This window comes from Paracoccus wurundjeri (genome assembly GCF_030678915.1).
In the GTDB taxonomy this organism is placed as follows: Bacteria; Pseudomonadota; Alphaproteobacteria; order Rhodobacterales; family Rhodobacteraceae; genus Paracoccus; species Paracoccus onubensis_A.
Window position 1 is genome coordinate 42,664 of the sequence record NZ_JAUUTZ010000006.1, and the last position, 12,297, is coordinate 54,960.

General features: G+C 58.1%; 11 protein-coding genes. 9 read left to right on the top strand and 2 right to left on the bottom strand.

Annotation, left to right across the window (positions count from 1 at the left end):
• Positions 1-5: 5 nt before the first annotated feature.
• Positions 6-863 (bottom strand): methanol oxidation system protein MoxJ, encoded by an 858-nt coding sequence (gene moxJ, locus Q0601_RS07755; protein ID WP_305288820.1) that lies wholly within the window; start codon positions 861-863, stop codon positions 6-8.
• Between the two features lie 77 nt (positions 864-940).
• Positions 941-2,842: a methanol/ethanol family PQQ-dependent dehydrogenase gene (locus tag Q0601_RS07760; RefSeq protein WP_305288821.1), complete on the bottom strand. Its 1,902-nt coding sequence runs from the start codon at positions 2,840-2,842 to the stop codon at positions 941-943.
• A gap of 327 nt (positions 2,843-3,169) precedes the next feature.
• Between Q0601_RS07760 and Q0601_RS07765 the strand changes: the two genes are divergently transcribed.
• The 9 genes from Q0601_RS07765 to mnhG all read left to right on the top strand — a co-directional run bounded on the left by Q0601_RS07765 (position 3,170) and on the right by mnhG (position 12,232).
• A complete protein-coding gene (locus Q0601_RS07765; protein ID WP_305288822.1) occupies positions 3,170-3,661 on the top strand; it encodes a hypothetical protein in 492 nt (163 codons plus the stop codon).
• Positions 3,658-5,073 (top strand): LapD/MoxY N-terminal periplasmic domain-containing protein, encoded by a 1,416-nt coding sequence (locus tag Q0601_RS07770; protein ID WP_305288823.1) that lies wholly within the window; start codon positions 3,658-3,660, stop codon positions 5,071-5,073. The genes Q0601_RS07765 and Q0601_RS07770 overlap by 4 nt, the downstream gene beginning before the upstream one ends.
• Positions 5,070-5,744 (top strand): response regulator transcription factor, encoded by a 675-nt coding sequence (locus tag Q0601_RS07775; RefSeq protein WP_305288824.1) that lies wholly within the window; start codon positions 5,070-5,072, stop codon positions 5,742-5,744. The genes Q0601_RS07770 and Q0601_RS07775 overlap by 4 nt, the downstream gene beginning before the upstream one ends.
• A 454-nt stretch (positions 5,745-6,198) precedes the next feature.
• Positions 6,199-9,108, top strand: a complete 2,910-nt coding sequence (locus tag Q0601_RS07780; RefSeq protein ID WP_305289124.1) for a monovalent cation/H+ antiporter subunit A — start codon at positions 6,199-6,201, stop codon at positions 9,106-9,108.
• Positions 9,099-9,446, top strand: coding sequence for a Na+/H+ antiporter subunit C (locus tag Q0601_RS07785; RefSeq protein WP_305288825.1), 348 nt, complete (start codon positions 9,099-9,101; stop codon positions 9,444-9,446). The genes Q0601_RS07780 and Q0601_RS07785 overlap by 10 nt, the downstream gene beginning before the upstream one ends.
• The gene (locus Q0601_RS07790; RefSeq protein WP_305288826.1) at positions 9,443-11,083 is read left to right on the top strand and encodes a monovalent cation/H+ antiporter subunit D; all 1,641 of its coding nucleotides are present in this window, start codon (positions 9,443-9,445) and stop codon (positions 11,081-11,083) included. Before Q0601_RS07785 ends, Q0601_RS07790 begins: the two co-directional genes overlap by 4 nt.
• Positions 11,080-11,565, top strand: coding sequence for a Na+/H+ antiporter subunit E (locus tag Q0601_RS07795; RefSeq protein ID WP_305288827.1), 486 nt, complete (start codon positions 11,080-11,082; stop codon positions 11,563-11,565). The genes Q0601_RS07790 and Q0601_RS07795 overlap by 4 nt, the downstream gene beginning before the upstream one ends.
• The gene (locus Q0601_RS07800) at positions 11,562-11,843 is read left to right on the top strand and encodes a K+/H+ antiporter subunit F (protein WP_305288828.1); all 282 of its coding nucleotides are present in this window, start codon (positions 11,562-11,564) and stop codon (positions 11,841-11,843) included. Before Q0601_RS07795 ends, Q0601_RS07800 begins: the two co-directional genes overlap by 4 nt.
• On the top strand, positions 11,840-12,232 hold the full coding sequence (gene mnhG, locus Q0601_RS07805) for a monovalent cation/H(+) antiporter subunit G (protein ID WP_305288829.1): 393 nt from the start codon (positions 11,840-11,842) through the stop codon (positions 12,230-12,232). The genes Q0601_RS07800 and mnhG overlap by 4 nt, the downstream gene beginning before the upstream one ends.
• Positions 12,233-12,297 lie beyond the last annotated feature (65 nt).

Sequence of the window (12,297 nt, forward strand, 5' to 3'; positions counted from 1 at the left end):
GTTGGCTATGAATCCAGCGGCAATGTCGGGATGTTCTCTTCATCCAGAATTGCCTGAATGCGATCTTTCCCCGAGATCAGGGCCTGATCGATTTTCTCCAGCAGTTCCGGCTTGTCCTCGGTGACGCCCACTGACTGGCTGTATTGCAACGGGATGATCATTCCGTCGGAACGCTCGATCTCGTTGGTGATCAGCGTCATCTTCAGAGGTTCGTTGGAATCCCGGACATAACGCCCCGCATCGGGCGCAAAAATGATGGCCATATCGGCATTTCCAGCGGCCACTTCGGACACGACAAGATCGGCAGGAACCTGTGTATATTGATTGCGGCGATCCTCGAAATTGGTCAGCGAGGCCTGATAGACCAGATTATACTCGTAGCGGCCCGAATATTTGAGGATCGTTTCGGCCGGGGTGTGGTAGCGATAGGAAAACGTCTCGAACCCTTCCTGATCGACGTCCTGCCATTTATCGCCCTCGAAATTCCGATCCTGCCGGCTGATGAAAGCATAGCCCGAACGATAGTAAGGTTCGCTGGTCAGAAGTCGTTCGTCACCGGCGTCGACGCCCACCAGCACATCGCACAGATCCTTTTCGATCCCGTCGCGGAACAGATAGATCGCGTCGTTGTCGATCATCACCAGATCCAGCTTCATGCCGGTCTCGTCGGCCAGAACCTCGGCGATGCGGTTTTCAAAACCGGTGCCGTCTTCGGTGGAATACGGTGCATCCTTGGTCGAGGCACAGATGCGGAGGGTCTGATCGTCGTCGACCGGCGCGTCTGCCTCTTGCGCGGTTGCGCTTCCCAGAGCGCACAGCATGACCGCCCCGCCGAATCCAAGGCGCGAAATCGTCGCGTACATTGTCGAGTCTCCCATATGTCAGTTCAAAGGGGGACGGCTGGCGGGGTTTGGAGAGCAGCCAGCCGTCCCGATGCGTATCAGGCGTCTTCGCCCGATACGTATTCGCCGACATTCGGGTCTGAATACGGACCTTCGCCATCAAGCGAGAAGACCATCAGCCCGCCACCCATCTGGGTGAACTCCTTCATGCGGCGGAAGGCGCCAACGGATCCCAGACCGGCGGTCGGGTCATTGAGATCGAAGACCAGACCAACACCGGGCCAGCCACCGACACCATACATGATCGCCACATATTGACGGCCGTCATGCTGATAGGTCATCGGATGACCGATCACGCCGGACGGAAGCTTGAACTTCCACAGCAGATCGCCAGTGTCGCTGTCGCGCGCCTTGATGAAACCGTCCAGAGTGCCGTAGAAGGTCACGCCACCCGCGGTGGACATCGTGCCACCCCAGACAGAGAAACGCTCCATCTTCTCCCAGGCCATTTCGCCGGTGATGGCGTTGTAGGCCTTGATCTGGCCAAGTCCCAGACCATTCTCGCGATCGCCTTTCGGGCCGGGATACATGTTCAGCGTGGCACCCACGAAGAACTGGCCTGCACGATAGGGCAGCATAAAGGGCTCCCAGTCCATGCAGATGTGATTGATACCAAGCATGAACAGCTTGCGCTCGGGATCATAGCTGTCGTGGCCCTGGTTGTGATAACCCATTGCTGACGGACAGATGTCGCGCGCCTGATGATCCATCCGGGTTCCGAATTCCGGATCACGGACCGGCAGGCCGGTATCAAGCTGAACCTCTTTCACCCAGTTGACCGTATCATCCATCTTGTCGGCAGAGATCAGGTCGCCATTGGTGCGATCGAGCGTGTAGACGATGCCGTTACGGTCAGGGTGGGTCAGCAGCTTGCGCATGTTGCCCTCCTTGTCCTCTTGCTCGGACAGCATCATGACGTTGACGCCCGCATAATCCCATTCGTCATGCGGTGTCTTCTGGTAAGCGAACTTGGCTTCGCCGGTTTCGGCCTCGCGGCCCCAGATCGCCATGGTCCATTTGTTGTCACCCGGGCGCATCGTCTCGTTCCACGGAGCCGGATTGCCCGAACCATAATAGAACAGGTCTTCTTCGGGATCATAAGCATACCAACCCCAGTTGGTGCCGCCGCCGATCTTCCAGGCATCGCCTTCCCAGGTTTCGGTGCCGAGATTGAACTGACCATAATGCGGATTGGGTTCGTTGAAATCCTCGGCCAGTTTCAGTTCTTCATCCGGACCGGTCGCAAAGGCGCGCCAGCGCTTTTCACCGGTTTTGACGTCATAGGCAGTCACATAACCACGCACGCCCAGCTCCGCGCCCGAACTGCCGACCAGCACCATGTCCTTGATGACATAGGGTGCGATCGTCAGGGTCGAGCCGACCTTGATGTCCGAATTCTCCATCATCCAGACCGTCTCGCCCGTCTCGGCATCCAGGGCGGCGATATGGCCGTCAAGCTGCGTGCGGAAAATCAGCGGACCGTTTTCGTCATCACCCGGCCAATAAGCCAAACCACGGTTAACGACATCACAGCATGCGACCGTCCGGGCCGTGGGGTTCTGCTGAGGCTTGTTCTGCCACAGGATCGTTCCCGGGTCCTTCAGATCCAGCGCATAGACAATATTCGGAAACGGCGTATGGACAAACATCTTGTCGCCCACGACCAGCGGGGTACCCTCGTGACCGTTCAGCACACCGGTCGAAAACGACCAGGCAGGACGCAATTCCTTTACGTTCTCCTTATTGATTTCGTCCATTTCGGAATAGTTTTGCGCGTTGTAGTCGCGTCCGGTCATCACCCAGTTCGCGGGATCTTTCGCCAGTTCGACCAATTGGTCATTCGCCAGAACCGGACTCGCACCGACGGTACCGACCATCACGGCACTGGCCAATGCCAGCGGCGAGACGTTCATCATAGATTTTCGAAGTATGTTCCTCATGTGTTCCTCTCCCTATCACGCCATCCGAACCGGTTGCCGGAACGCCTCCCACCGATTCAGAGCGTCTCGTCGACGGATCCAGCCGTGATGGCACGGACCGTTCGTGACCCAATTGGAGCACTGGCGATGCCGGCTGTCTGCGTGGAGTACGCCTCGAATTATTCGGGATATTTCCCCTGAATAACCCAGGGGATTTGGCATGTGCTGAAGAAATTCGTCATACCATTGACTGAAGCTTGATCGGTTGTCTCATACTCTGGTCTGACCTAGATTCGGAATTGGAGAAGAAAGGCGTCGCGAATCACTCTTCAGGAGTTACGAGCCCGCATGAGCCAGCCCGGAAGCATTATCACCATCCTCGCGCTCGGCCTGTTTGTGACGGGGACTCTGACGCTAGGCGGTTGTCGAGAAGAAGAGGACGAAACCCTGCCAGCCGCATCGACCTCGCAGAACAAGGAGACCGGCAATTCGGGCAGAAACGAATGGCTGGAGGTGACAAATACGGAAACGCCGCTAGACTTCATCGCCCGCGTCACCGGTGCGCCAGCCGCGCAGATCACCCCGCGGCTGGATCGCGCGACCGCCTTATATCAGGAAAGCCCGCGCATGATTGCAAATCGCAGTGTGCAATTATGGCAGGAAATCCGTGAAAAGCAGGAGGAAATCGATATAATAGATTTACTGGACGATCTGGCGCCCGAAAATGGTTCCGCGCGAACCGGCAGCCTGACCGCAGTGGTCCAGAATTACCGCGTGCTGCGCAGTCAGGGGGCCGATCACACCGCTGCCATCACTACCGCGACACAGGCAGCTCAGTGACGCACCCTGTCAACATATCGGTTGCAACCCACTTCCCCAACCGGGTGCCGACCGTATCTTATGGCAAGCTGTCTCTGCACAGGCTGGTGATGCTGGTTTCAGCGGGGGTAGGACTCCTGCTGTGCATTGCCGTGGCCACGATTATCATCCTTAACGCAAGGCACGCCATCGTCGAAGAGACATCATCGGCATTCCGTATCGCTCAGACGACAGTTGCCATACGCATGCCACAGCGGTTCGCGGGTCGCGATACAATGGGCGATGCAATGCGGTTATCGGCCGAAATCGATGCGCTGCGCCATGTATCATCCCATATCATCGATACACAGGGCGATCCTTTGATGGCACGCGCGGAAAAGGCCGAGAGCGTTCCCGAGAATACCGTACCCGACTGGTTCAACCGGCTTATGCGCCCAGAGCCCCAAACGGACCTGTTTCCGATTTCGCATTATCCGAATATTCTGGGCAGCCTGTGGATCTCGACCGATCCCAGCGATGAAATTGCCGAAGTCTGGGAAGATTTCAGCGTCATCATGCCGCTGCTTGCGTTGACCGGGATCGTGATGGTGGGGCTGACCATGCTTGTCAGCACGCTGATCCTGCGCAGGCTTCGGAGTGTACAGGAAGCATTGACCGCAATCCGTCAGGGCGACCTGACCCGCCGCGCCCCCGACGATCGGCTGGTCGAATTCTCGGCCCTCGCCGAGGGCGTGAACGAGCTTGCCACCCATCTTCAGGCCGAGCGTGCGGAAAACGATCTGCTGCAAACCCGCCTGCTGACACTGTCCGAAGCAGAGCGGGCAAAGATCGCTTCGGATCTGCACGACGAAATGGGACCGCAGCTTTTTGCCCTGAACGCCGCGCTCGCTCAGGCGAGAAGCGTAGCCTCGGATGTCGATGACGCGGCGCGGACCCAGTTGGTCGAGGCGCTGGAAGCCACGCAAACCCACGCCCGCGCCGTGCGTGACAGTGCCCGCACGGCTATCAACGACCTTCGTCCGATGCTTCTGGGACATGGCTCGCTGATCGAGTTGTTGGAGGAACTGGTCGCCGATTTCGCCGAGATCGCGTCCGAAGTGGCGATCGATTTCAAAGCCGACTGTCAGACCGGCACCGGTGAACTTGAAGAGCTTTCCATCTATCGCTTCGCTCGCGAAAGTCTGTTGAATGCCATTCGTCACGGGAATGCGCAAAAGATCGATATCGTCATGCAGTGCGACAATCCCGACAATCCAGGCCAGATCGTTACCCGCATCACGGATGACGGCCGCGGACCTTCGGGCAAGATACTTCCACGCAGTTACGGGCTGATCGGCATACGCGATCGCGCCCGTGCGCTTCACGCCGCTTACATCCCCCCCTATCGTAAGGGCGATGTCACGATCACCGAACTCAGGATGCCACTTCGATGAACGCAACCAAAATTCTGGCCGCCAAGCCCGACGAACGAACCCGCCGGATCGTCATTATCGATGACCATCCGGTTGTGGCGGAAGGCTGGGGACGGATCATCCGCGCACATCTTCCCTGCGAGATCATTCCGGCGGCAACCGCGCTGGAGGGTTGGCGCGCCTGGCGGACGGCCCGGCCCGACCTGATGGTGATCGACCTGACACTGGGCAATGACAAGATTGCCGGCATCAAGCTGATCGACCGCTTCCGGAAACTGGATCCCGGCTTGCCAATCCTGATCTTCACCATGCATCGCAGCGCGGTGCTTGCCCGCCGCGCATTGCATGCCGGCGCCAATGGCATCATCAACAAGGACTCTCCGTCCGAAGAGATTTTAACGGCTTTGACCGAAGTTCTTTCGGGCGGCAATTACCTTGAAAGCCGGCTGGCCACGCAGATCGCATTGATGAACGTTCCGGGCAAGCGCAGCACCGGAACCAGCCTGACCTCCCGCGAGGAGGAAATTCTGGGCATGATCGCGGATGGCATGTCTTACCGTCAGATCGCGGACCGCGCATGTATCAGCTATAAAACCGTCTCGAATGTCAGCCTTGTGCTGCGAGAAAAGCTGGATGCGACGAGTCTTGCCGATCTGGTCGTCAAGGCGATCCGGTATTTCGAGGGTCATTAGAATGGATTGATGCCACGTCTGGCAGCTTTCACCATCGCCACGTGACGCGCGGCTCCAATCAGGGATCGGCAGCATCAGAAGCCGAATATCGTCCAATATCCGGCCAGCCGGTGGATAAACCTGTTTCAAATTCGCTCCTGAAGAGATTTCTCTGCCACATCAGCTTGATCTGAAATTAATCATCTGGCACATGAAAATGAGTTGGCCAGAAGATCGGTCACCATGTGCAGATCAGCATGACAGCCAAACCGTCGCCCCTGCCTGATTCCGGCAATCGGGAAGCGAGGCGGCACATAAGTAAAATGTGTTCGAGCTCTCGCGCAATCTTGCAGGGCAAATGCCCTATCGCAGATTGCATTTCCCAAAAGCTTCGTGCGAAGCAGATGCGCCGCCGAAATTACCACTGACGCCCGATTGAAAAGGACTGCTGCCCGGAATGGACAACCCCGCCGCAATGGTTGAACAAAATCTTCTTCTTTTGCTCGCACTCGCGCCATTCGCGGGCGCATTGCTGCTGACGACGCTTCCCCGACAGGCCGAACAGCGCGCGGCCCTGTTTTCCGGCCTGACCATGCTGGCGTCGTTGGGGTTGCTTGCCGGGATGGCAAAATCAATTACCTCGGATAATGTGCTGACTGTCGATATAGACTGGATCCCGACGCTTGGGTTGTCCCTGTCTCTGCGTGTGGATGGTTTCGTGTGGCTGTTCGCGACGCTTGTCATGATCATCGGCCTGCTGATCGTCGTCTATGCCGGTTTCTACATGAAGGGCAAAGACAGGCTTCCGCGTTTCTTCGGCCTGCTTCTGACATTCACCGGAGCGATGCAGGGCATCCTGTTGTCCGGAAACCTGATCATGCTGGTAGTGTTCTGGGAACTGACCTCTCTCATGTCATTTCTGCTGATCGGCTTCTGGCATGGTAGCGCCGCGGCACGGGATGGTGCACGTACCGCTTTGGTCCTTACCGCAAGTGGGGGGGTGTGCCTGCTTTTCGCGATACTGCTGATCGGTCAGGTGGCAGGCAGCTATCAACTGGATGCGGTTCTGAAGGCGGGCCCCGAAATACAGGCCCATCCCTATTACGGGATCATCCTCGCCCTGTTCCTGATCGGCGCATTCACCAAATCCGCGCAGGTTCCGTTCCATTTCTGGTTGCCCGGCGCCATGGCTGCACCGACGCCTGTGTCTGCCTTCCTGCACAGCGCCACCATGGTCAAGGCCGGGATCTTCCTGCTTGTGCGGTTCTTCCCGGTATTGGGCGGAACCGAGCTGTGGTTCTTCGCTGTCACCGGCATCGGCATGCTGACCATGACCGTGGGCGCGGTGGTCGCATTGTTCCGCCACGATCTGAAAGGTCTTCTGGCCTATTCGACCATCAGCCATCTGGGGCTGATCACGGCACTGGCGGGGATCGGCAGCACCGGCGCGATCACAGCCGCGATTTTCCACATCTGCAACCATGCTGTCTTCAAGGCTTCTCTGTTCATGGTTGCCGGAATCATCGACCATGAGACAGGCACCCGCGACATGCGCAGGCTTGGCGGGCTGTTCCGCGTCATGCCCATCACCGGATTACTCGCAATCGTTGCATCCGCAGCCATGGCGGGTGTCCCGCTGCTGAATGGTTTCCTGTCCAAGGAATTGTTTCTCGCCGAGACGGTGGCCTGGCATAACGGCACATGGCTGGATGACAGCCTACCTTATATCGCGGTCGTCGCCAGCGCCTTATCGGTCGCCTATTCGCTTCGTTTCGTCATGTCGGTTTTCTTCGGACCTCTTGCCAGGGATCTGCCGAAATCACCGCAGGAACCCGCCGCATGGATGCGCCGCCCCGTTGAATTGCTGGTGCTGATCTGCGTGCTGGTCGGGGTTCTGCCGGCCCTGACGCTTGGCCCGTCAATCAATGCTGCCGCCAGGGCGGTATTAGGGGACGATCTGCCCTATTACGATATCGCCATCTGGCATGGCGTCAATGCACCCCTTCTGCTTAGCCTCGTCGCGTTCGGGGTGGGTATCCTGCTTTATAGCAGCATGGCGCGCGGGATTGCCGCCGGGCCAGAGGGGCCGCCCCTGCTGCACCGGCTGCGCGGCCAGAAACTCTATGATCAGATCATGCTAAGGGGAACATGGATCTGGCCCCGCCGCGCTCTGAGCAGGCTTTCAACCGATAGCCTGCAGCCCCAATTGCGGCTTGTCGTTCTGGTGGCATTCATCGTCGCGCTCGGGTCACTATGGCATAATTTCCACCTGGCCGAAACATTGCGCCAGACGGCACCGTCCCCGGGCTTCGCCCTTATGTGGCTGATCGGAGGCGCCTGCGCTATCGGCGCAGCCTGGCAGGCGAAATATCACCGTTTCGCCGCACTGGTCATGTTGGGAGGCGCAGGCGTCGTCACCTGTCTGACCTTTGCGTGGTTCTCTGCTCCCGATCTGGCCGTGACGCAGTTACTGGTCGAAATCATCACGACCACGCTTTTGTTGCTGGGGCTGCGCTGGCTGCCCAATCGCCGGGAAGAGATCCTTCGCGATACGCTCATGCCCGCACGGGTGCGCCGTGCGCGAGATCTGTTCATTGCCGTTTGCAGCGGAATGGGAATAACGGCCATCGCTTACGCGATCATGACCCGGCCGCGGATTCCGAATGTCGGCGACTGGTTTCTGGCCAATGCCTATCACTCCGGCGGAGGCACGAATGTCGTCAACGTGATCCTTGTCGATTTTCGCGCCTTCGATACATTTGGCGAAATTACGGTTCTGGCGATCGTGGGACTTACCGTCTACGCATTGCTGCGCCGTTTCCGTCCTGCCTCTGAAAGTATTGACGCACCCGAGCAGCAGTCAGGCAATATCGCCAATCGGCTGGACGATTACCTGTTTGTGCCGTCAACGATCATGATCTGGATGTTCCCGATACTGATCGTCGTATCGGCCTATTTCTTCTTCCGCGGCCATGATCTGCCCGGCGGCGGTTTCGCTGCGGGTGTGACCATGGCTATCGCATTCCTGCTTCAATACCTTGCTACCAATGTGAAATGGGTCGAGGCGCGACTGACCGTGCTGCCGATACATTGGATGGGGATCGGACTACTGATCGCCGCTGGTACGGGTATCGGATCATGGATCTTCGGTTTTCCGTTCATGACCGCCCATGCGCGTTACGTTACCTTACCGCTAATCGGGGATGTGCCGTTTGCGACAGCACTGATTTTCGATCTGGGGGTCTTTGCGCTCGTCGTCGGCGCGACGGTGCTGATGCTGATCGCGATTGCGCACCAGTCGCTGCGTGCCGCCCGGATGCGCGAACAAGAGGAAGAAGCCAGCAAGGACGCGAATAAGAAAAAGGAGACCCCGGTATGGAACTGATCCTCTCCGGCGCCGTCGGCGTTCTTGCCGCATCGGGCATCTGGCTGATCCTGCGACCGCGCAGCTTCCAGGTCATCGTCGGACTGTGCCTGCTTTCCTACGCTGTCAATCTGTTCATATTCTCGATGGGCAGGCTGACACCGGGTGCGCCGCCGATCATGCCCAAGGGAGGTTTTGTCGATCCGACACTTTACGCCGATCCGGTTCCGCAAGCATTGGTGCTTACCGCCATCGTCATCAGCTTCGCCACCACGGCATTGTTTCTGGTGGTGCTGATCGGCCTGCGCGGCCTGACCGGCACCGATCACGTCAACGGAAAGGAGAAGAGCGAGGCATGAACCAGCATCTCATCATCGCACCGATCCTGATTCCGTTCGTGGCGGGCGCGCTCATGCTTCTTTATGATGACCGGCAGCGCGTGGTGAAATTCTGGATCAGCCTTTCATCGATTCTGGCACAGCTCCTTATCGCAATTCAGCTGGTCATCCGCGCCAAGATCGGCGCAGAGACCGGCGGCGAGGGCATTACCTTTTATCTGCTTGGCAATTGGGAAGCGCCGATGGGGATCGTGCTGGTCCTTGACCGGCTATCCGCCATGATGCTGGTACTTACCGCGTTTCTGGCAACCGTATCGCTTATCTATGCCCGTGCGGGCTGGCACCGGCAGGGGACATATTTCTACTCGCTGTTCCAGTTCCTGCTTGTCGGGCTGAACGGCGCCTTCCTCACCGGGGATCTGTTCAATCTTTTCGTTTTCTTCGAGGTGCTTCTTGCCGCATCCTACGGGCTGTTGTTGCACGGTTCGGGCCAGGTCCGGGTGCGGGCGGGCTTCCATTATATTGCCATCAACCTTACCGCTTCACTGTTATTCCTGATCGGGGTCAGCCTGATTTACGGCGTCACCGGAACGCTGAATATGGCCCATCTGGCGAATATGATATCTCAGGTCGCGCCTGCTGACCGGCCGTTGCTGCATGCCGCCTTCGCAATTCTGGGCGTGGCCTTTCTTGTCAAGGCGGGCAGCTGGCCGCTTTCATTCTGGCTTCCCTCGACATATATGGCGGCCGCTGCCCCGATCGGAGCCATGTTTGCGATCATGACCAAGGTCGGCATCTACGCCATCCTGCGCCTTTCGCTGTTGATGTTCGGAACCACCGGAGGACCATCCGCGGGCTTTGGAGCCTCGGTCCTGATCGCGCTTGGGATGGCGACAATGCTCTTCGGGCTGCTTGGGATCCTTGCCGCAGAAAATATTGGGCGAATTGCCGCCAATACCGTGCTGATTTCATCAGGTTCTCTGCTGATCGTGATTGGCTTTGCCCTGTTGGGCGGCGGTGAAGCGATGCTGGCCGGAGCGCTTTACTATATGATCGGCTCGACATTGGCGACCGGGGCCTTGTTTCTTCTGGTCGAACCCATGGAACGCAAGGATGGTGGGATCGCCGCCCTTCTGGCCCTGACCGCAGATGCCTATGGAATGGATGCGCAGCCGGTCGAAGACGATTCCGTAACCGAGGGGCCACGCATCGGCTATGGGCTGCCGCTTCTGGCCGGCGGTTTCATCGTCGCAGTCCTGTTCTTGGCCGGATTGCCACCGCTGCCCGGTTTCATTGGCAAGGTCGCCATGATTCAGGGGCTTATCGCGGTTACCGGCATCTGGGGGGCGATTGCCTGGGGCAGCATAGCGCTTTTGCTTCTATCGGGACTCGCGGCTCTGATCGGTCTTGTGCGGATCGGCATCCAGACCTTCTGGACCAATGAAGAAAACCCGTCTCAGCTCATGGCTTTGGAAATTGCGCCAGTGCTGGCACTTGCCGCGGCGCTTTGCATGATGACCGTGAAGGCAGAGGCGACTCTGCGCTACACTACCGGCACCGCTGTGGCGCTTCATGAAACATCCGCTTATGCCTACGGTGTCTTCGCGGCCCGTCCTGCTGTCACCAACACCTCTGCCAAAACGGATGGTCAGCCATGAGCCGAATTCTCGTCTATCCCCTGTTTTCGTTTCTTCTGGTTCTGCTGTGGATGATGCTGACGCGCTTCTCGCTGGGTCATTTCATCCTTGGCAGCGCAATTGCGCTGCTCGCCGGAAAGGCTGCCCATGCGCTGCAGCCGGAAACACCGCAGTTCCGAGGCTGGCGCGTGATTCCGCGGCTGATCGCGATATTCTTCGTCGATATCATCCGTTCCAACATCGCCGTAACCCGGCAGATTCTGACCGAAGGTTGGTCAGGCCGAAAATCGAAGTTCATCGAGGTCCCGCTGACGATACAAAGCAGAACGGCGCTTTCGACACTCGCCATCATCCTGACGGCAACGCCTGGCACCGCATGGCTTGAATATGTGCGCGAGACCGAGACTCTGACACTGCACATCTTCGATGCATCCGAACATGAGCGATATCTGGACATAATCTGCAATACCTATGAACCATTGCTCAAGGAGCTCTTCGAATGAGCGCAGCGATCCTGACCTTCGCGCTGGGTTATGCTCAGCTGGTTTTATCTCTTGCCGCATGCGTTGCGGGCGTCCGCATCCTGCGCGGCCCACGTGCGCAAGATCGTGTTCTGGCTCTTGATGCGCTTTATATTATCGTGATGCTGGTGTTTCTTGTCACGGGCATGCAACTTGGCACGATGTTCTTTTTCGAAGCCGCGATGATCGTGGCGACGATGGGTTTCGTTTCATCGATCGCCCTGGCGAAATTCCTGTTCCGCGGGGAGGTGATCGAATGACGCCGCTTGCTGCGATCCCTTTATGGCTGGCGCTGCCGATCGCGTTTCTGGTCATGCTTGGCGCGACCCTGACCCTGATCGGCGCAATCGGCTTTCTGCGACTGGGCAATTTCTATGACCGGCTTCACGCGCCTACGCTTGCCACAAGTTGGGGCATGGGCGGTGTCGTGCTGGGATCGCTGCTGTTGGCCACTCAGGTGGAAGGAAGGGTTATCCTGCATGAACTGGTGATTGCTTTCGCCATCCTGATAACCGCGCCGGTCACCCTGATGCTGTTGGGCCGCGCCGCCCTGCACCGCGACCGGAGCGAAGGATCGACCCAACTTCCCGACGCGCTGCGACATCGTCGCTCATCCGAAACCGCCGAGAATTCGGAATCCGACGAATAGACATCGGGTTCCGATATCACGCAATGATCGCCGCCAGAGCAAGGTGATACGCCGTCATACCTGGA